17 protein-coding genes are annotated in these 18,202 nt (G+C 69.8%); 14 read left to right on the forward strand and 3 right to left on the reverse strand.

Going from position 1 to position 18,202, the window contains the following annotated elements:
- Positions 1-52 precede the first annotated feature (52 nt).
- Positions 53-1,828, forward strand: coding sequence for a 2-isopropylmalate synthase (gene leuA / locus ACFVU2_RS09190; RefSeq protein WP_387873179.1), 1,776 nt, complete (start codon positions 53-55; stop codon positions 1,826-1,828).
- Positions 1,829-1,896: 68 nt separating this feature from the next.
- Here the strand turns inward: leuA and ACFVU2_RS09195 are convergent, their stop codons facing one another.
- Entirely contained in the window at positions 1,897-2,676 is a 780-nt protein-coding gene (locus tag ACFVU2_RS09195; protein ID WP_387873181.1) for a trimeric intracellular cation channel family protein, read from the reverse strand.
- A gap of 45 nt (positions 2,677-2,721) precedes the next feature.
- Here ACFVU2_RS09195 and recO point away from each other — a divergent pair, with 45 nt between their 5' ends.
- From recO to ACFVU2_RS09215, 4 genes are read left to right on the forward strand one after another with little or no spacing between them, the layout of a single operon-like run.
- A complete protein-coding gene (gene recO / locus ACFVU2_RS09200) occupies positions 2,722-3,462 on the forward strand; it encodes a DNA repair protein RecO (RefSeq protein WP_387873183.1) in 741 nt (246 codons plus the stop codon).
- On the forward strand, positions 3,459-4,292 hold the full coding sequence (locus tag ACFVU2_RS09205; protein WP_387873185.1) for an isoprenyl transferase: 834 nt from the start codon (positions 3,459-3,461) through the stop codon (positions 4,290-4,292). Before recO ends, ACFVU2_RS09205 begins: the two co-directional genes overlap by 4 nt.
- A 29-nt stretch (positions 4,293-4,321) precedes the next feature.
- Positions 4,322-4,993 carry a DsbA family protein gene (locus ACFVU2_RS09210; protein WP_387873187.1) on the forward strand — a complete coding sequence of 224 codons (672 nt, stop codon included), beginning with the start codon at positions 4,322-4,324 and terminating at the stop codon, positions 4,991-4,993.
- A complete protein-coding gene (locus tag ACFVU2_RS09215) occupies positions 4,990-5,184 on the forward strand; it encodes a hypothetical protein (RefSeq protein ID WP_387873189.1) in 195 nt (64 codons plus the stop codon). The genes ACFVU2_RS09210 and ACFVU2_RS09215 overlap by 4 nt, the downstream gene beginning before the upstream one ends.
- A gap of 21 nt (positions 5,185-5,205) precedes the next feature.
- On the opposite strand, the gene ACFVU2_RS09220 is transcribed toward ACFVU2_RS09215, so the two are convergent.
- Positions 5,206-5,787, reverse strand: a complete 582-nt coding sequence (locus ACFVU2_RS09220; RefSeq protein WP_387873191.1) for an endonuclease domain-containing protein — start codon at positions 5,785-5,787, stop codon at positions 5,206-5,208.
- Between the two features lie 117 nt (positions 5,788-5,904).
- Here ACFVU2_RS09220 and ACFVU2_RS09225 point away from each other — a divergent pair, with 117 nt between their 5' ends.
- Positions 5,905-6,039 (forward strand): hypothetical protein, encoded by a 135-nt coding sequence (locus ACFVU2_RS09225; RefSeq protein ID WP_387873193.1) that lies wholly within the window; start codon positions 5,905-5,907, stop codon positions 6,037-6,039.
- A 217-nt stretch (positions 6,040-6,256) separates the two neighbouring features.
- On the opposite strand, the gene ACFVU2_RS09230 is transcribed toward ACFVU2_RS09225, so the two are convergent.
- A complete protein-coding gene (locus ACFVU2_RS09230; RefSeq protein WP_387873195.1) occupies positions 6,257-6,775 on the reverse strand; it encodes an aminoacyl-tRNA deacylase in 519 nt (172 codons plus the stop codon).
- Positions 6,776-6,808: 33 nt separating this feature from the next.
- On the opposite strand from ACFVU2_RS09230, the gene dusB reads away from it, so the two are divergent.
- From dusB to ACFVU2_RS09270, 8 genes are all read left to right on the forward strand, one after another.
- Entirely contained in the window at positions 6,809-7,999 is a 1,191-nt protein-coding gene (dusB, locus tag ACFVU2_RS09235; RefSeq protein WP_387873196.1) for a tRNA dihydrouridine synthase DusB, read from the forward strand.
- A complete protein-coding gene (locus ACFVU2_RS09240; protein ID WP_387874417.1) occupies positions 7,992-9,284 on the forward strand; it encodes a deoxyguanosinetriphosphate triphosphohydrolase in 1,293 nt (430 codons plus the stop codon). Before dusB ends, ACFVU2_RS09240 begins: the two co-directional genes overlap by 8 nt.
- A 70-nt stretch (positions 9,285-9,354) precedes the next feature.
- On the forward strand, positions 9,355-10,473 hold the full coding sequence (locus ACFVU2_RS09245; protein WP_387873197.1) for a DUF4282 domain-containing protein: 1,119 nt from the start codon (positions 9,355-9,357) through the stop codon (positions 10,471-10,473).
- A gap of 59 nt (positions 10,474-10,532) precedes the next feature.
- Positions 10,533-12,392 (forward strand): DNA primase, encoded by a 1,860-nt coding sequence (gene dnaG / locus ACFVU2_RS09250; RefSeq protein WP_387873199.1) that lies wholly within the window; start codon positions 10,533-10,535, stop codon positions 12,390-12,392.
- A gap of 210 nt (positions 12,393-12,602) precedes the next feature.
- Entirely contained in the window at positions 12,603-14,234 is a 1,632-nt protein-coding gene (locus ACFVU2_RS09255; RefSeq protein WP_387873201.1) for an ABC transporter substrate-binding protein, read from the forward strand.
- Between the two features lie 75 nt (positions 14,235-14,309).
- Complete coding sequence (locus tag ACFVU2_RS09260; RefSeq protein ID WP_387873202.1) at positions 14,310-15,407, forward strand: ABC transporter permease; 1,098 nt, start codon at positions 14,310-14,312, stop codon at positions 15,405-15,407.
- A gap of 1 nt (position 15,408) precedes the next feature.
- Positions 15,409-16,515 (forward strand): ABC transporter permease, encoded by a 1,107-nt coding sequence (locus tag ACFVU2_RS09265; protein WP_387873204.1) that lies wholly within the window; start codon positions 15,409-15,411, stop codon positions 16,513-16,515.
- The gene (locus ACFVU2_RS09270; RefSeq protein ID WP_387873205.1) at positions 16,512-18,200 is read left to right on the forward strand and encodes a dipeptide ABC transporter ATP-binding protein; all 1,689 of its coding nucleotides are present in this window, start codon (positions 16,512-16,514) and stop codon (positions 18,198-18,200) included. The genes ACFVU2_RS09265 and ACFVU2_RS09270 overlap by 4 nt, the downstream gene beginning before the upstream one ends.
- Positions 18,201-18,202: the final 2 nt, after the last annotated feature.

Here is an 18,202-nt window from a genome sequence, read left to right on the forward strand (position 1 = left end):
CGCGGAGTTCGTCGTCGGCTCTCCACACCACCCCGCGAGGAGAATTCAGACCATGAAGAACACGCAGGCGCCGAGCGCCATGCCGATCCACAAGTACCGTCCGTTCCACGAGCAGATCCGTGTCGACCTGCCCGATCGTACGTGGCCGGCCAACCGCATCACCGAGGCGCCGCGCTGGTGCGCGGTCGACCTGCGCGACGGCAACCAGGCCCTGATCGACCCGATGAGCCCCGAGCGCAAGCGGATCATGTTCGACCTGCTGGTGCGCCTGGGCTACAAGGAGATCGAGGTCGGCTTCCCGAGCGCGAGCCAGACCGACTTCGACTTCGTGCGCAGCCTCATCGAGGAGGGCGCCATCCCGGACGACGTCACCATCCAGGTGCTGACCCAGGCGCGTGAGCACCTGATCAAGCGCACCTACGAGTCGCTGGTCGGCGCCAAGCAGGCCATCGTGCACCTGTACAACTCGACCAGCATCCTGCAGCGCGACGTCGTGTTCCGCACCGACCAGCAGGGCATCGTCGACATCGCCCTCGCCGGAGCGCGCCTCTGCCGCCAGATGGAGTCGATGGTCCCCGGCACCGACATCTACTACGAGTACTCGCCCGAGAGCTACACCGGGACTGAGCTCGAGTTCGCCGCCGACATCTGCAATCAGGTGATCGAGATCTTCGAGCCCACTCCCGACCGCAAGGTCATCATCAACCTGCCGGCGACGGTCGAGATGGCGACCCCCAACGTCTACGCCGACTCCATCGAGTGGATGTCGCGCCACCTGAACCACCGCGAGAACGTCATCCTGTCGCTGCACCCGCACAACGACCGCGGCACCGCGGTCGCGGCCGCGGAGCTCGGCTACATGGCCGGTGCGGACCGCATCGAGGGCTGCCTCTTCGGCAACGGGGAGCGCACCGGCAACGTCGACCTGGTGACGCTGGGCGTGAACCTGTTCACGCAGGGGATCGACCCGCAGATCGACTTCAGCGACATCGACCAGATCAAGCGCACGGTCGAGCACTGCAACCAGCTGCCGGTTCACGAGCGCAGCCCCTGGGGCGGCGACCTGGTCTTCACCGCGTTCAGCGGCTCGCACCAGGACGCCATCAAGAAGGGCTTCGAGGCGATGGCCGCCGAGGCCGCCGCGGCGGGCAAGGACGTCGACGACCTGGTCTGGGCCGTGCCCTACCTGCCGGTCGACCCGAAGGACCTGGGCCGCAGCTACGAGGCCGTCATCCGCGTCAACTCCCAGTCCGGCAAGGGCGGCGTCGCCTACCTGCTGAAGACCGACCACGCGATCGACCTGCCGCGCAAGCTGCAGATCGAGTTCTCCGGGGTCGTGCAGGCGAAGACCGACGCCGAGGGCGGCGAGGTCACGAGCGAGCAGATCTGGGACGTCTTCCAGGACGAGTACCTGCCGGCTCCCGCCACCGAGGCGGACGCCAAGTGGGGACGCTTCGAGCTCGGCAGCACGTCGACGACGAACGAGTCCGGCGACCACGTGACCCTCACCGCGACCCTGCGCGACGGCGACACCGTGTCGAAGGTCACCGGAGAGGGCAACGGGCCGATCGCGGCGTTCTTCGACATCCTGAACGCACGCGGCATCAACGCCCACCTCTACGACTACTCGCAGCACACGCTCTCGGCCAGCGAGTCCGCTCTCGCCGCGGCGTACATCGAGCTCGACGTCGACGGTGTGCGGCTGTGGGGCGTCGGGATCGACGCCGACACCACCACCGCATCGTTCAAGGCCGTCGTCTCCGCCGTCAACCGCGCGGTGCGTGCGTCGGCGGGGCACACCGAGGATGCGGAGCTCGTCTCCGCCTGAGCAGCAGGTCCCCGGAACGCCGTCCGCCTCGCGGGCGGCGTTCCGTCGTTCCGGTCGTTCGTTCGTCGTCAGACGTCGGTGTCGGGGTCCGGCTTGTCGATGCGGTAGCGCGGGATCGCCCCGGTGTCGGTCCGCTCGTCGACGTGCGTCTCGCCCGGGCGGCGGACGAGGCGCGGCCAGCGCACGCGGGGAAGGCGCCCGAGCTCGCGCTGCTCGGGCAGACTCCAGCCGAAACGGACGGCGAGCAGGCGGATGGTCAGCGTGACGATCACGCAGGTGAGCGCGGCGATCGTCAGCGGCACCCCGAGATCGACGAGGATCACGAGCGCGACCGTCCCCGCTCCCGCCGCGACGGCGTACAGGGAGCCGACGTGCATCAGCGCGATCGGGAGGTTCAGGAGCACGTCGCGCAGGATGGACCCGCCGACCGCCGCGACCACGCCCACGAAGATCGCCGGGACCTCCGGCAGCCCCAGCGAGAGCGCCTTGCTCGCGCCGATCGCGCCGAACAGGCCGATCGTCAGCGCGTCGAGGAAGGTGATGAGCGGATCCAGCCGGCGGAACAGGCGCACGAGCAGCATGCCGAGCAGTGCCGCGACGACCGTCGCCGGCAGGTACCAGTTCGACTGGAGGGCGACCGGAGTCACGTTGAGGAGGAGGTCGCGCAGCAGACCGCCACCGACCCCCGTCGCCACGCCGATGATGGCGATACCGAGCAGATCCAGCCGGCGATCCCGGAAACCGGACGCGAACATCGCCCCTTGGAGGCTGCCGATACCGACAGCGACGAGGTCTCCCCACAGGGGGATGGTCAGGGCGGCGGTCGTGCTCACAGTCACTTCTACCATGCGGTGCTGCGCCAGGCTGTCGGCTGGACGCGAGATACTGGAGGGGTGCCTGTCTACCGTGATGAAGCCGTCGTGCTGCGCACCCACAAGCTGGGTGAAGCCGACCGCATCGTCACGCTGCTCAGCCGTCAGCACGGCAAGATCCGCGCGGTGGCCAAAGGCGTGCGCCGCACGGCCTCCCGCTTCGGCTCGCGGCTCGAACCGTTCATGGTCGCCGACCTGCAGCTCTACGAGGGCCGCACGCTCGACGTCATCACGCAGGCCGAGTCCCTCGGCGCCTACGGCGCGCTGATCGCGGCGGACTACGCGAGCTACACGGCGGCCAACGCCATGGTCGAGACCGCGGACCGGCTCACCGACGCGGAGGCGTCGCTGCAGCAGTACCTGCTGCTCGTCGGGGCGCTGCGGTCGTTGTCCCGCAACGAGCACCCGCCGACGCTCACGCTCGACTCGTACCTGCTGCGCGCACTGTCGCTGGCCGGCTGGGCGCCCAGCTTCCTCGACTGCTCGCGCTGCGGCCGCCCCGGCCCGCACGACCACATCGTCGTGCAGCTCGGTGGCGTGGTCTGCCCGGAGTGCGCGCCGAGCGGCGCCCCGCGCGTCGACGCCGCCACCATCGCCCTGCTCGGCGCGCTGCTGACCGGCGACTGGGCCGCGGCGGAGGCGGCCGACGACGCGACCCGCTCGAAGGCGAACGGCGTCGTATCCGCTTACACCCAATGGCACCTCGAGCGCGGCCTCCGGTCGCTGCAGCACGTGCACCACGATGAGAAGGGGAGCGCATGAGCCCCAAGCCGTTCACCCACAAGGACGCGGTCGAGTACCGCCCCCTCGACTGGACCGGTGTGTACCCGCCCGCGATCCCCGCTTCTGCGGTGCCGGAGCATGTGGCGATCGTCATGGACGGCAACGGGCGCTGGGCGAACCGTCAGGGGCTCACCCGCATCGAGGGCCACCGCGCGGGGGAGGCGTCCCTGCTCGACGTCGTCGCCGGTGCCATCCAGCTGGGAGTGAAGCACCTCAGCGTGTACGCCTTCTCGACGGAGAACTGGAAGCGCTCGCCCGACGAGGTGCGGTTCCTCATGGGGTTCAACCGCGACGTCCTGCACCGACGACGCGATCAGCTCAACGAGTGGGGCGTGCGCGTGCGCTGGGCCGGCCGCAAACCGCGGCTCTGGTCGTCGGTCATCAAGGAGCTGCAGTACGCGGAGCGGCTCACCGCGGGCAACGACGTGCTCACTCTCACCATGTGCGTCAACTACGGCGGCCGCACCGAGATCGCGGACGCGGTGCGCAGGATCGCCGAGGACGTCGCTGCGGGCAGGCTGAAGCCCTCAGCGGTCAGCGAGAAGACCATCCAGCGCCACCTCTACCTTCCGGACATGCCCGACGTCGACCTGTTCGTCCGCAGCTCGGGGGAGCAGCGCACCAGCAATTTCCTGCTGTGGCAGAGCGCGTACGCCGAGATGGTGTTCCTCGACCGGCTGTGGCCGGATTTCAGCCGCACCGATCTGTGGGAGGCCGTCGACCTGTACGCACGTCGCAGCCGCCGCTTCGGGGGTGCGGTGGACACGCCGACGGTGGATTCCCCGGGCATCTCGGTCACCGCGGAATAGGTGCAGCGCTGCATGACGTTGAACCCGACGTGAGCGAACCCATCAAGATCGACATCTGGTCCGACATCGCGTGCCCGTGGTGCTACATCGGCAAGCGCAAGTTCGAGGCGGGCACCGGCCTCTTCGCGGGCGCGGGCGTCGGCCGCGGCGTCGAGGTCGAGTACCACTCCTTCGAGCTGTCCCCAGACACCCCCGTCGACTTCGACGGCAGCGAGGTCGACTTCCTCGCCGGGCACAAGGGCATCCCTGCCGATCAGGTCGGGCAGATGCTCGAGCGCGTGAGCGGCATCGCCTCCTCCGTCGGACTCGACTACGACTTCGACAGCCTGAAGCACACCAACACCGTCAAGGCGCACGAGCTCCTGCACTTCGCCAAGGCGAACGGCAAGCAGCTCGAACTCGCCGAGCGCCTCTTCAAGGCCTACTTCGTCGAGGGCGGCCACGTCGGCCGCGTCGAAGACCTCGCCGACCTCGCCGCCGAGGTCGGGCTCGACCGCGCGGCGGCCCTCGCCGCCCTCGAGTCCGAGCAGTACCTCGCCGACGTCCGCGAGGACCAGCGCACGGCGACCGAGTTCGGCATCAACGGGGTCCCGTTCTTCGTCATCGACGGCAAGTACGGCGTCTCCGGCGCTCAGGACGCCGCGACGTTCGCCCAGGTGCTCGAGCAGGTCTGGGGCGAGCGCGAGGTGGCGTCCGCATGAGCGGCGCCCACACCGACGGCATCGCCACTGACGGCGTAGCCGCTGACGGCATCGCCAGTGACGGCGCCCTCACCGTCGGCGACCAGACCGCGACGGGCGGTGCGCCCGTCGTGGCGCCGTTCAGCCTCATCCCGCTCGGTGACGTCTCCGCCGCGGCCTGCGACGGCGACTCCTGCGCCCTCCCTGCGTGAGCCGGACGTCGCGACACGTCCTCACCGTCCCGTGGCGGACGACGTGTCGCGGCGGCTGGATGCCAGTGCCGCTCTGATCCGGGTGATCGCGCTCTCCGCACCGTCAGCGAGATGGGTGCGGTTGACGCGGACGATCTGCCAGCCCGCCGCCTCGATGCTCCAGAGCCGGTCGATGTCCGCCTGATACTGCCGTCGATCCAGGCGATGCTGCTCTCCGTCGTATTCGATCGCGAGGCGCGCCCACGGGTAGGCGAGATCGGCGTGGTAGTTCCTGTCCGCCGCGTGGATCACGTGGTTGACGTTCGGTTCGGGAAGTCCCGATCTCACGATCGCCAGGCGCAGCACGGTCTCCATCGGGGAATCCGTTCGCGCCCGCACCAGAGGGAGGGCGACCCGCAACCGGCGTATCCCAGGACGGCCGGCGGCCCCCTCCACCGCGGACCGCAAGGTCGGCAGGTCGGCGAGGGGACCGTCTCGCCGTACGAGCGCATCCCCAGCCACGACGAGGTCCTCGACCGTCAGCATGGAGGACAGCTGCACCCAGGTCTCAACCGGGTCGGCGAGGGGGAGTCCATGGTGTCCGATCGGCTGGACGACGTCCAACTGGTGACCTGAGACGCCGGACCTCCGCATCGCCCGAGACGGACGCGCCACGGACACATGGATGCTGTGGAGTGTGCGCGCCGGTACGGGCAGGCCGTGGAGTGCCGCCGCTGTCGCGTGACTGAACATCCCGCGATCTGGCAGCACGGGACGCAGCGTGCGGCATCGCGCGAGGAGATCGCCGCCGTCAGGGCGATGGGGCGCACGAACGCCGTGGAAGGGGTGCTCGAGATCCGCTCTCCGGAGGCGTGACGGCGAGACGCCGGCGTTTCGTGCGGCTGAGACGGAGAAGGCGTGGTTGCGGAGTTCCGGTGGCAATGGCGATGGCTGCATTGCGCCACCTTGGCATGGGCGGGACGGTCGGAGGCGGGTTATCCACAGGCCGGGAATCCGGTTGTCACGACATGCCGTCGGAGAGGATGGGAGACGGCGTGTTGCGACAGATGGTTCGGCGGCCGAGGCGGCGGGGCTACTCGGGGTCGGTGATGTCGGCGACGGTGGCGGCGTAGGCGCGGATGACGTCGTCGGCCTCGACGAAGAGGGAGTAGCCGTGCTCGCCCGCGCCCATGGAGACGCGGCGGCCGGCGATGGAGGCATCGGCGACCACGGGCCAGGCCGTGGTGCTGCCGAAGGGCGTGATCGTGCCCCGTTCGTAGCCGGTCGCGGCCAGGGCGATCGAGGCGTCGGGGAGCTGCAGCTTGTTGACCTGGAGGAGAGTGCGGAGCTTCGGCCAGGAGATCTTGCGGCCGCCGGGGACGAGGGCGAAGACGAACGTGTCGTCGCTGCGCTTGACGACGAGGGTCTTGACGATGTCGCCGGGCGCGATGCCGAGCAGCGCCGCGGCCTCGTCGAGGCTGCGGGCGGCGGGGCGTTCGACGATCTCGACCGGGACCCCGCGGGCGGCGGCATCCGCCTCGACGCGGGCGCGTCCACTCTCCACAGGAGCGCTCGGAGCGCCGTTCTCCACCGTTTCGGGGCTCTCGGCCATGATTCAGCACGCTTTCTGGGAGAATCGAGTCAGATGTCTACCACTGCCACCCTAAGCCACGCGCCCCAGCTGACCATCGGTCCGCTGGCCCTCGACGTCCCCGTCGTGCTCGCACCGATGGCCGGGATCACGAACACCGCGTTCCGCCGCCTGTGCCGCGAGTACGGAGCGGGCCTCTACGTGAGCGAGATGATCACATCCCGCGCGCTCGTCGAGCGCACCCCGGAGTCGCTGCGCCTCATCACCCACCACGAGTCCGAGACCACGCGCTCGATCCAGCTCTACGGGGTCGACCCGACGACGGTCCGGGAAGCCGTCACGATGCTCGTGGCCGAAGACCGTGCTGACCACATCGACCTCAACTTCGGGTGCCCCGTCCCCAAGGTCACCCGCAAGGGCGGGGGAGCGGCGCTCCCCTGGAAGCTCGGTCTCTTCCGCGAGATCGTCGAGGGGGCGGTGAAGGCGGCGGGCGACATCCCGCTCACGGTCAAGATGCGCAAGGGCATCGACAGCGACCACCTCACCTATCTGGAGGCGGCGAAAGCGGCCGAGGGCGCCGGAGTGGCGTCGATCGCCCTCCACGCGCGCACCGCGTCCGAGTTCTACTCGGGCCACGCCGACTGGTCGGCGATCACGAAGCTCAAAGAGACCATCACCTCCACGCCGGTGCTCGGCAACGGAGACATCTGGTCCGCCGCCGACGCCCTTCGCATGGTCGACGAGACCGGCTGCGACGGCGTCGTCGTGGGGCGGGGCTGCCTCGGCCGGCCGTGGCTGTTCGGCGACCTCGCGGCGGCGTTCCACGCGCGGGCCGGCCTGATCACGGCGGAGGAGGCCGAGCGCGCGCTCGCGCACCCGACTCTCGGTGAGGTGGCGGCGGCGTTCCGGCGACACGCCGAACTCCTCGTCGAGTTCTTCGACAGCGAGGAACGCGGCTGTCGCGACATCCGCAAGCACGTCGCCTGGTACTTCAAGGGATACCCGGTCGGCGGCGACCTGCGTGCGAGTCTCGCCACGGTCGACACGCTCGCGCACCTGGACGATCTGCTGGCCACGCTCGACGGCGACCAGCAGTACCCGGGCGAGGCCGCCGAGGGGCAGCGCGGTCGCGCCGGTTCGCCCAAGCGGACCGCCCTGCCGGACGGGTGGCTCGACTCGCGGGAGGTCGACGGCGCGCAGCGTGTGGAGGTCGCCGAGGCGGAGGTGCACAACAGTGGTGGATAGCGCGCTCGCCCACGCGGCGGGTCACGCCGCAAGTCCGGCAGACGAGCTGGGGTACACCGAGCGCGATCGCGACCGATGGCTCCCCGAGCACCACTCCAGCCGGCGCAGCGATTTCGCTCGCGACCGGGCGCGTATGCTCCACTCCAGCGCACTCCGCCGGCTCGCCGCGAAGACGCAGGTGCTGAGCCCGACGGCCGGCCTCGACTTCGCCCGCAACCGGCTCACGCACTCCCTGGAGGTGGCGCAGGTCGGGCGCGAGCTGGCCGCGAGCCTCGGCCTCGATCCCGACATCGTCGACACGGCGTGCCTGGCGCACGACATCGGGCACCCGCCGTTCGGCCACAACGGCGAGCGCGCCCTGAGCGCCTGGTCCGCCGACATCGGCGGGTTCGAGGGGAACGCGCAGACGCTCCGCCTGCTCTCCCGCCTCGAGCCGAAGGTCTTCGGGCGAGACGGGCGGCCGTACGGCCTCAACCTCACGCGAGCCAGCCTCGACGCGAGCTGCAAATACCCGTGGCCCGCCTCCACGTCCGTGGCGGACCCAAGCGGCCGTGCGAAGTTCGGGTTCTACGCCGACGACGAGCCGGTCTTCGCCTGGCTGCGCGAGGGCGCCCCCGAGCGGCAGCAGTGCATCGAGGCGCAGGTCATGGATCTGTCGGACGACATCGCCTACTCGGTGCATGACTTCGAGGATGCGATCGTCAACGGGTACATCGACGTGGCCGCGCTCAGCAGCCGCGTCGACCACGACGACCTCGTGCGCTCGATGTACGAGTGGGTGGGCGGCGAGATCGGGCACGACGAGCTGATCGCCGCGTTCGACCGCCTCGACAGTCTCGACATCTGGCTGGAGGACTGGGACGGCAGCCGTCGCGCCCAAGCCCACCTGAAGAACCTCACGAGCCAGCTGATCGGCCGCTTCGCGCACGCCGCGGTGCACGCCACCAAGGCAGCATCGGGCAGCACCGGCCTCATCCGCTTCGGGGCCGACGTGGTCGTTCCGGAGGGGATCCGCGCCGAGATCGCCGTGCTCAAGGGCATCGTCGCGACCTTCGTGATGTCGCGCAACACCCGCCAGCCGATCTACGCGCAGCAGCGGGAGATCCTCACCGCGCTCTCGGACACGCTGTACGAGCGCGGCGAGCAGGCGCTCGACCCCGGATTCGCCGAGGACTGGCGCCTCGCCGACAGCGATTCGCAGCGCAAACGGGTCGTCGTCGACCAGGTCGCCAGCCTCACCGACCAGTCGGCGCTCAGCTGGTTCGAACGACTCGTTCAGCAGTGACGCGGCGCGCGGGCTTGTATACCCGCCGCAGGTGCAGAATGCTGGAGGTCACGGCATCGGAAGGACATCAATGAGCACCCCACAGCCCCCGTCGAACGGCGACCGCCCGGACGAGGCCGACCTTTCCGCACCCGCCGAACCGGCCGCGGAAGCACCCGATACCGCACCCGCCGACCCGACCGGACCGGCGGCGACCCCCGCGAGGAAGACACCGGCACGCAAGCCCGCCGGCACCGCCTCCACCGCCTCGCGATCCACGAGCGCGAAGACCCCGGCGGCGAAGACCCCGGCAGCGAAGGCGCCTGCAGCGAGAGCCGCGGCCACCAAGACCACCACACCGCGCAAGCGGAGCACCGCGAAGGCCGCGCCGCCGTCTCCCGTCGGCGAGGCGCCGGGGATCATGGACGCGACGCTCGGCACCTCGACGCCGCTCGCACCGGCTGCGCCCGTCGTGCCCCCGACCTCCGAGCTCACGGACGCCGAGCCGTCGACTCCGTCGCCCTCATCGACCCCGGTGTCGTCGGTGGCCGCTTCGGTTACTCCGTCCCCGGCTACGTCGACCCCAGCCGTCGCGCCCTCCGCTGCACCGGCCTCCGCTGCACCGGCCTCCGCTGCACCGGCCTCCGCTGCACCGGCCTCCGCTGCACCGGCCTCCGCTGCACCGGCTTCTTCGGCACCGGCCTCTGCGAACGCCGCCCCGTCGACGCCCGATGCCTCGATCCTGACGGATGAGCCGGTCACCGCTTCGGCCAGCGACGTCCCTCCGGCAGGGGGAACCGAACCCGCCGAACCCGCCGAACCCGCGGATGCCGCCGACGCGCACGCGGAGGAGGCCCGGCGCCGCAGCGTCGTGGAGCTCGCCGACCGTCTCGACGACTCGCGCTTCTTCTCCGCGCTCTTCGACTTCACGTTCACGGCGTACGTGACGCGGAGACTCGCGGGCCCGGTGTACGTGGTCGGTCTCGTGCTGATCGCCCTCGGCATCCTGGTCGGGTTCTCGCAGAGCCTCGCGATCGCGGTGTCGACCCAGTCACCGGCCGGCGCGTTCGCGTTCCTGCTGGGCGTGCTGGTGACGCTCGTGGCGGCGATCCTCGCCGTGCTGCTGCTGCGCGTGGGCATCGAGGTGTTCGTCGCGATCATCGAGATCGCGCAGAACACGCGTGGCCGGCGGCGGCCTCCGCGCGACTGAGCGCGGTCGAACAGGCCCCGGCGCGAACCGGAGTCGGTGCCGCTCACTAGAATCGACGTATGGCAGGCCGGATTCGACAGAGCGACATCGAAGAGGTCAAGTCACGCACGAACATCGCCGACATCATCGGCGACTACGTCAGCCTCAAGACCGGTGGCGTCGGCGCGCTCAAGGGCCTGTGCCCCTTCCACGATGAGAAGAGCCCCAGCTTCTACGTGCGACCCGGCGTCGGCCGGTACCACTGCTTCGGCTGCGGCGAGGGCGGGGACATCTACGAGTTCCTGCTCAAGATGGACCACGTCTCGTTCACAGACGCGGTCGAACGGCTCGCCGGGCGCATCGGCTACCAGCTGCACTACGAAGAGGGCGGTGCGCCGACCGAGGGCGGAGGCGGCAACCGTGCGCGGCTGCTCGCGGCGAACAGCGCCGCCGAGGAGTTCTTCCGCGACCGGCTCACCGCGCCCGACGCCGAGCCCGGCCGGCGCTTCCTCGGCGAACGGGGATTCGACGCCCTCGCGGCCGCGCAGTTCGGCGTCGGCTTCGCACCGAAGAGCTGGGACGAGCTGACCAAGCACCTCCGGGCCAAGGGCTTCACGCAGGACGAACTCGTCGCTGCCGGCCTGGTGTCGCAGGGCGACCGAGGCGTCTACGACCGGTTCCGCGGGCGGCTCGTGTGGCCGATCCGCGACGTGACCGGCCAGACCATCGGCTTCGGCGCCCGGCGCCTGCTCGACGACGACAAGGGGCCGAAGTATCTCAACACCCCCGAGACCGCCGTCTACAAGAAGGCGCAGGTGCTCTACGGCCTCGACCTGGCCAAACGCGACATCTCCCGCAACGACCAGGTCGTGGTGGTCGAGGGGTACACCGATGTGATGGCGTGCCACCTCGCCGGCATCACGACCGCCGTCGCGACCTGCGGAACGTCCTTCGGCGTCGACCACATCAAGGTCATCCGCCGGGTCATGGGGGACGACACCAGTCAGGGGTCGGTGATCTTCACCTTCGACCCCGATGCCGCCGGCCAGAAGGCGGCGGCCCGCGCCTTCGGCGAAGAGCAGCGGTTCTCCGCCCAGACGTACGTCGCGGTCGGCCCCGACGGCCTCGATCCATGCGACCTGCGTCTGGCCCGCGGGGACGACGCGGTGCGCCGGATGATCGACGCCAAGAAGCCGATGTTCGAGTTCATGATCCGTCAGGTCGTCGAGCGTTTCGACCTCGACAGCGTCGAAGGCCGTTCCGGCGCCCTGCGCGCCGGCGCCCCGATCGTCGCGACGATCCGGGATCCCGCCTCCCAGAGCGGCTATACGCGCGAGCTCGCACGCCTGTCGGGCGCCGACCTCCAGGACACGATCCGCGCGGTGCGCTCCGCACAGCGCGGCTCGCGGAACGAGCAGCTCGGCCGCGGCCCACGCGAATCCGGCGCTCAGGAGGACGGCGCCGCGCCCATCCCCGTCCCGGCGATCGACTCCACGGACCCGACCCAGCGCACCGAGCGCGAATGCCTCATGGTTCTCCTGCAGCTGCCCGGCGAGGTCGGCCTCGAGCGCGCCTCGCGCGCCGTGCAGGTGCCGTTCGTGAACCCCACCCACGCGGTGGTGCGCGACGCGATCGCGACACAGCTGACCACCATGACGGACAACGGGTGGGTGGAGCGCGTGCTCGCCGAGGTGCCCGCCGCCTACGCACCGACCGTCAACGGGCTCGCCGTCGCGGCGCTCCCGCAGGCCGGCGGCGATCTCGGCCGGTACGCCCGGTCCATCCTCGACGGCCTGATCGACCGCGACCTGCTGCGCGAGAAGGCCGAGCTGACGTCCCGGCTGGCGCGCACCGATCAGAAGGACGCCGAACTGCGGCGCTCCCTGCAGGTGGCCCTCTCGTCGATCGACCAGGAGCGGATGCGCCTGCGCGCAGAATAGCCGCGCTGCGCTGCTCCTCGACGGATTCCGTGCCGCCTCGCGCGGATGAGCGACGAAATGTTGCGCGCACGTAAAGAATTCGGCTCGATCCGCTCCCGGATGCCTGCCTCACGCCTGATCCGTGCTAGGAAATGGGTACGCGATTCGGCATCGAGGCTCTCGTGTGCCTCGCCGTGTCGGTGAATCCACACCAGGAAGAGGTATTCGGATATGAGATCCGCACACATCCGCGGTCGGCGCCTTCTGGCCGTCTCCGCCGCGTTCGCGGCGTCGGCGCTGGTGCTCGCCGGCTGCTCCGGGAGCAACAGCAGCTCCGGCGGCAGCGGCGGCACGCTGACCATCGGCACGACCGACAAGATCACGTCGATCGACCCGGCCGGCTCGTACGACAACGGCTCGTTCGCCGTGATGAACCAGGTCTACCCGTTCCTGCTGAACACGCCGTACGGCAGCCCGGACGTCAAGCCCGACATCACCACGAGCGCCGACTTCACGTCGCCGAACGAGTACACCGTCAAGCTCAAGAAGGGCCTGAAGTTCGCCAACGGGCACGACCTGACGTCCTCCGACGTCAAGTTCACCTTCGAGCGCCAGCTCAAGATCAACGACCCGAACGGTCCCGCGTCGCTGCTCGCGAACCTCGACAGCGTCTCGGCGCCGGACGCGACCACGGTCGTCTTCAAGCTGAAGGTCGCGAACGACCAGACGTTCCCGCAGGTGCTGTCGAGCCCCGCCGGCCCGATCGTCGACGAGCAGGTCTTCTCGGCAGACAAGGTCACCCCCGACGCCGACATCGTCAAGGGCCACGCGTTCGCCGGCCAGTACGACATCAGCAGCTACGACTTCAACAACCTGATCGCGTACAAGGCGAACCCGAACTACGACGGCCTGCTCGGCAAGCCGGCGACGGACAAGGTCAACGTCAAGTACTACGCGGACTCGTCGAACCTGAAGCTCGACATCCAGAAGAACTCGATCGACGTCGCGTTCCGCAGCCTGTCGGCCACGGACATCGAGAGCCTGGGCACGGACAAGAACGTCAAGGTCGTCAAGGGCCCCGGCGGCGAGATCCGCTACATCGTGTTCAACTTCAACACGCAGCCCTACGGCGCGACCACGCCGGAGGCCGACGCGGCCAAGGCGCTGGCCGTCCGCCAGGCGGCAGCCGACCTCGTCGACCGCGCGGCCATCGCCAAGCAGGTCTACAAGGACACCTACACCCCGCTGTACTCCTTCGTCCCGGAGGGCCTCACCGGCGCCACCACCGTGCTGAAGGACCTCTACGGCGACGGCAACGGCGGACCGAGCCTGGACAAGGCGAAGCAGACCCTCCAGGCGGCGGGCGTCACCACGCCGGTCGCACTGAGCCTGCAGTACAACCCGGACCACTACGGTCCGTCCTCCGGTGACGAGTACGCGCTCGTGAAGGAGCAGCTCGAGAAGGGCGGCCTGTTCAAGGTCAACCTGCAGTCGACCGAGTGGGTCCAGTACTCCAAGGACCGCACCGCGGATGTCTACCCGGCCTACCAGCTGGGCTGGTTCCCGGACTACTCCGACGCCGACAACTACCTGTCGCCGTTCTTCATCAAGGACAACTTCCTGGCGAACCACTACGACAACCCTGATGTCCAGGCCCTCATCGAGAAGCAGCTCGGCACCACCGACAAGGACGCGCGCACCAAGCTCATCGAGGAGATCCAGGCCAAGGTGGGCGCCGACCTCAGCACCCTGCCGCTGCTGCAGGGCGCTCAGGTCGCCGTCGTGGGCAAGAACGTGTCGGGCACCGACAAGACGCTCGACCCGTCGTTCAAGTTCCGCTACGCAGCCCTCTCCAAGGGCTGAGCCAGAACCTGGCAACCGGGGGCGGTCCGCCGAGTGCGGGCCGCCCCCTCCCACGAACCACCACGATTGGCTTCCATGACCGCGACAGTCAGCACGCCGGCGTCCGGGACCGCTCCCGAACCCGGACGCACGAAGGCGAAGCGCGAATCGGGAGGCGGTCTCGGCCGCTATCTCGTGATCCGTGCGCTGCTCATCATCCCCACGATCTTCATCCTCGTCACCGTCGTCTTCTTCCTGATGCGCTCGACGGGCGATCCCATCACCGCCGCCCTCGGCGGCAAGCTTCCGCCGGCGCAGCTCCAGGCCCGCATCCACGAGGCCGGCTACGACCGGCCGCTCATCGTCCAGTACTTCGACTACCTGGGGCAGATCCTCCGCGGGGACTTCGGGACGACGTTCACCGACCACCAGCCGGTCACCCAGGTGCTGATCACCTACGGCGCCGCCACGCTCGAGCTCGCGTTCTACGCCCTCATCGTCGCGTTCATCGTCGGCATCCCGCTCGGGATGGTCGCCGCCTACTTCCGCGACAAGGGCCAGGACGCCGTCCTCCGTGTGTTCGCGATCATCTGCTACGCGACCCCGGTCTTCTTCGCCGGCATGCTGCTGAAGCTCGTCTTCGCGGTCTGGCTGGACTGGCTCCCGGTCGCAGGGCGCGCATCCACCGGCTCCGAGATCGAGATGCAGACGCTCGACAGCAAGACCGGCATCTATCTGATTGATGCCTTCCAGACCGGCGATCCGGCGGTGGTCGGGGATGTGCTCTCGCACGCGATCCTGCCGGGCATCGCGCTCGGACTGCTGACCGCCGGCGTCTTCCTGAGGCTGGTGCGCACGAACGTGATCGGCACCCTCTCGACCGACTACGTCGACGCGGCGCGCTCGCGCGGAGTGCGCGAGAGCAGGCTCGTGCGCAAGCACGCCTACCGCCCCGCGCTCATCCCGATCATCACGGTCATCGGCCTGCAGATCGCCCTCCTGCTCGGCGGCGCGATCCTGACGGAGAAGACGTTCGAGTGGAAGGGCCTCGGCTTCCAGCTGTTCCACTACCTCTCCGCACGCGACTTCGTCGCCGTCCAGGGCCTGGTCGCCCTGCTCGCGGTCATCGTCGCGCTGACGAACTTCATCGTCGACGTGATCGCGGCGCTCATCGACCCGAGAGTGAGGTACTGAGATGTCGACCGACACCGAGACGCACCCGGGCACCGACCCGGCCGAGAGCACCGGGCGGGCGCCGAAGCGCTCCCTCTGGTCGCGGCTCCCCGTCATCCACCAGCTGCGCCAGAGCGTCGGCCTGCAGCGCGGGATGCTCGTCGCCGGCCTCGTCATCACGGGCGTCTTCGTCCTGGTCGCGATCTTCGCGCCGGTCATCGCCCCGTACGGGTACTCGCAGCTGAGCGGCCCAGGAGGGCAGTTCGGTTCGCAGAACCCGCCCAGCGCCGCGCACATCTGGGGCACGACGGTCGGCGGCTACGACGTCTTCTCCCGCACGATCTGGGGCGCTCAGACCGCTCTCCTCGTGATCATCGTCGCGGTGATCCTGTCGATCTTCGCCGGTGTGGTGCTCGGACTCGTCTCCGGGTACTTCGGCGGCTGGCTCGACCGGGTGCTCGTCGTGATCTGCGACGCGATCTACGCGTTCCCGTCGCTGCTGCTGGCGATCATCGTGGCGATCGTGGTGAGCGGCGGCCAGTCGAGTCTGTGGGGAGGCATCCTCGCGGCGGCGATCTCGATCACGGTGGTCTTCATCCCGCAGTACTTCCGCGTCATCCGCGCCGAGGCCGTGCGCATCAAGTCGGAGGCGTACGTCGAGTCGGCGAAGGTCGTCGGGGCGAGCAACACGCGCATCATGTTCCGGCACGTGCTCCGCAACTCCACGCGCACGCTTCCGCTGATCTTCACGCTCAACTCGTCGGAGGCGATCCTCACGCTCGCCGGCCTCGGCTTCCTCGGCTTCGGCATCGAGCCGACGGCCGCGGCCGAGTGGGGCTACGACCTGAACAAGGCGCTGTCGGACGTGACCAGCGGCATCTGGTGGACCTCGGTCTTCCCGGGAGTCGCGATCGTGCTCGTGGTGCTCGGCATCACGCTGGTCGGCGAGAGCCTGAACGACCTGGCCGACCCGCGTCTGCGCGGCCGCCGCCGGGCGGCTGCGGCCTCCGGCCTGGTGGCCGAGACGTCGGTGGTCCCGGGCGGCCCGCTCAGCGCGGGACCGGCGGGGCTGGATGGACTGGAGGGCGGCGAGTCCTTCGACGACCACGGAATCGAGGTCAAGCCATGAGCGATGTCGTGGAGATCGACAACCTGTCGGTGACGTTCGCGACCGACGCCGGCCCGGTGAAGGCCGTCGACGACGTGACGCTGAGCGTGGCGCCGGGGGAGGTGCTCGCCATCGTCGGCGAGTCGGGGTCGGGCAAGACGGTGACGGCGAAGACCATCCTGGGCCTGCTGCCCGAGACCGCGACCGCCTCGGGTGCGGTCGTGCTCCGCAGCAAGGACGGCTCGAGCAGCGCCGACGTGGTCAGCCTGACCAAGCGGCAGCTGCGCGCGGTGCGCGGGACGGACGTGGCGATGGTGTTCCAGGAGCCCTCGACCGCGCTCAACCCCGTCTACCCGGTCGGCTGGCAGATCGCCGAAGGGCTGCGCGCCCACGGCTCGCTGTCGAAGAAGGAGGCCCGGGCGAAGGCCGTCGAGATCCTCGGCCGGGTCGGCATCCCGGAGCCGGAGAAGCGCGTCAAGTACTACCCGCACCAGTTCTCGGGAGGGCAGAAGCAGCGCATCGTCATCGCGATGGCGCTGGTGCTGAACCCTGGGCTGATCGTCGCGGACGAGCCGACGACCGCCCTCGACGTCACGGTGCAGGCCGAGATCCTCGATCTGCTGCGGCGCTGCCGCGACGAGTTCGGTGCGGCGATCGTGCTCATCACCCACAACATGGGCGTCGTCGCCGACCTCGCGGACCGCGTCGCCGTCATGTACCAGGGGCAGCTCGTCGAGCAGGCCGATGTGCGGACGCTCTTCGCGTCGCCGCAGGCCGACTACACCAAGAAGCTGCTGGCCGCCGTGCCGAAGATCGGCCAGGGGGCGGTGCAGACCCGGGAGCGGGCGACCGCGCGCGAGGCGGCGCCCGACGCCGCCCCGGTCGTGGCGGCGAAGGATCTGCGCATCCAGTACCCGGGGAGGCTCGGGCGACCGGGGTTCGTCGCGGTGGACGGTGTCGACTTCGAGATCCGGCCCCGGGAGGTCCTCGGCCTCGTGGGGGAGTCCGGGTCGGGCAAGACGACCATCGGCCGGGCGATCGCCGGCCTCAACAAGGTCAGCAGCGGATCGCTGAACGTGCTCGGGATCGAGATGAACGGCGTCCGCGAGCGGGAGTTCCGGCGGGTGCGCAGCGACATCGGGTTCGTCTTCCAGGATCCGGCGTCGAGCTTCAATCCGCTGCTCACGATCGCGGACTGCGTCGCGGAGCCGCTGGTCGTGCACGGCCGGGCGGACTCGCCGGCGGACGCTCGGATGCGCGTCGACGAGCTCCTGGAGGCCGTGCAGCTGCCGCGGAGCTACGGCGACCGCTTCCCGCACGAGCTGAGCGGCGGCCAGCGTCAGCGCGCCAGCCTGGCCCGCGCCCTCGCGCTGGAGCCGTCGCTGCTCATCGCGGACGAGCCCACCTCGGCGCTCGACGTCTCGGTGCAGGCGCGGGTGCTGGAGCTCTTCGCCGAGCTGCAGCGCGAGTTCGGGTTCGCGTCGCTGTTCATCAGCCACGATCTGGCGGTCGTCGACCTGCTCGCCGACCGGATCGCCGTGCTGCATCACGGGCGGCTGGTCGAGGAGGGGACGGGTGAGCAGGTGCTCGTGAACCCGCAGGACGCCTACACCCAGCGCCTGCTGGCGTCCCTGCCGGTGCCCGATCCGATCGAACAGGCCGAGCGGCGCGAGGCGCTCCGCGCTTTGCGGGAGCAGAGCGCCTAGGG

Source organism: Leifsonia sp. NPDC058194 (assembly GCF_042883605.1).
Classification (GTDB): domain Bacteria; phylum Actinomycetota; class Actinomycetes; order Actinomycetales; family Microbacteriaceae; genus Leifsonia.

Excerpts from the sequence above, each read along its gene's own strand:
- leuA (WP_387873179.1), top strand. The coding sequence starts at position 53 with ATGAAGAACACGCAGGCGCCGAGCGCCATGCCGATCCACAAGTACCGT.
- ACFVU2_RS09195 (WP_387873181.1), bottom strand. The coding sequence starts at position 2,676 with ATGGTAGAAGTGACTGTGAGCACGACCGCCGCCCTGACCATCCCCCTG.
- ACFVU2_RS09205 (WP_387873185.1), top strand. The coding sequence starts at position 3,459 with ATGAGCCCCAAGCCGTTCACCCACAAGGACGCGGTCGAGTACCGCCCC.
- ACFVU2_RS09215 (WP_387873189.1), top strand. The coding sequence starts at position 4,990 with ATGAGCGGCGCCCACACCGACGGCATCGCCACTGACGGCGTAGCCGCT.
- ACFVU2_RS09230 (WP_387873195.1), bottom strand. The coding sequence starts at position 6,775 with ATGGCCGAGAGCCCCGAAACGGTGGAGAACGGCGCTCCGAGCGCTCCT.
- dusB (WP_387873196.1), top strand. The coding sequence starts at position 6,809 with ATGTCTACCACTGCCACCCTAAGCCACGCGCCCCAGCTGACCATCGGT.
- ACFVU2_RS09245 (WP_387873197.1), top strand. The coding sequence starts at position 9,355 with ATGAGCACCCCACAGCCCCCGTCGAACGGCGACCGCCCGGACGAGGCC.
- dnaG (WP_387873199.1), top strand. The coding sequence starts at position 10,533 with ATGGCAGGCCGGATTCGACAGAGCGACATCGAAGAGGTCAAGTCACGC.
- ACFVU2_RS09255 (WP_387873201.1), top strand. The coding sequence starts at position 12,603 with ATGAGATCCGCACACATCCGCGGTCGGCGCCTTCTGGCCGTCTCCGCC.
- ACFVU2_RS09260 (WP_387873202.1), top strand. The coding sequence starts at position 14,310 with ATGACCGCGACAGTCAGCACGCCGGCGTCCGGGACCGCTCCCGAACCC.
- ACFVU2_RS09265 (WP_387873204.1), top strand. The coding sequence starts at position 15,409 with ATGTCGACCGACACCGAGACGCACCCGGGCACCGACCCGGCCGAGAGC.
- ACFVU2_RS09270 (WP_387873205.1), top strand. The coding sequence starts at position 16,512 with ATGAGCGATGTCGTGGAGATCGACAACCTGTCGGTGACGTTCGCGACC.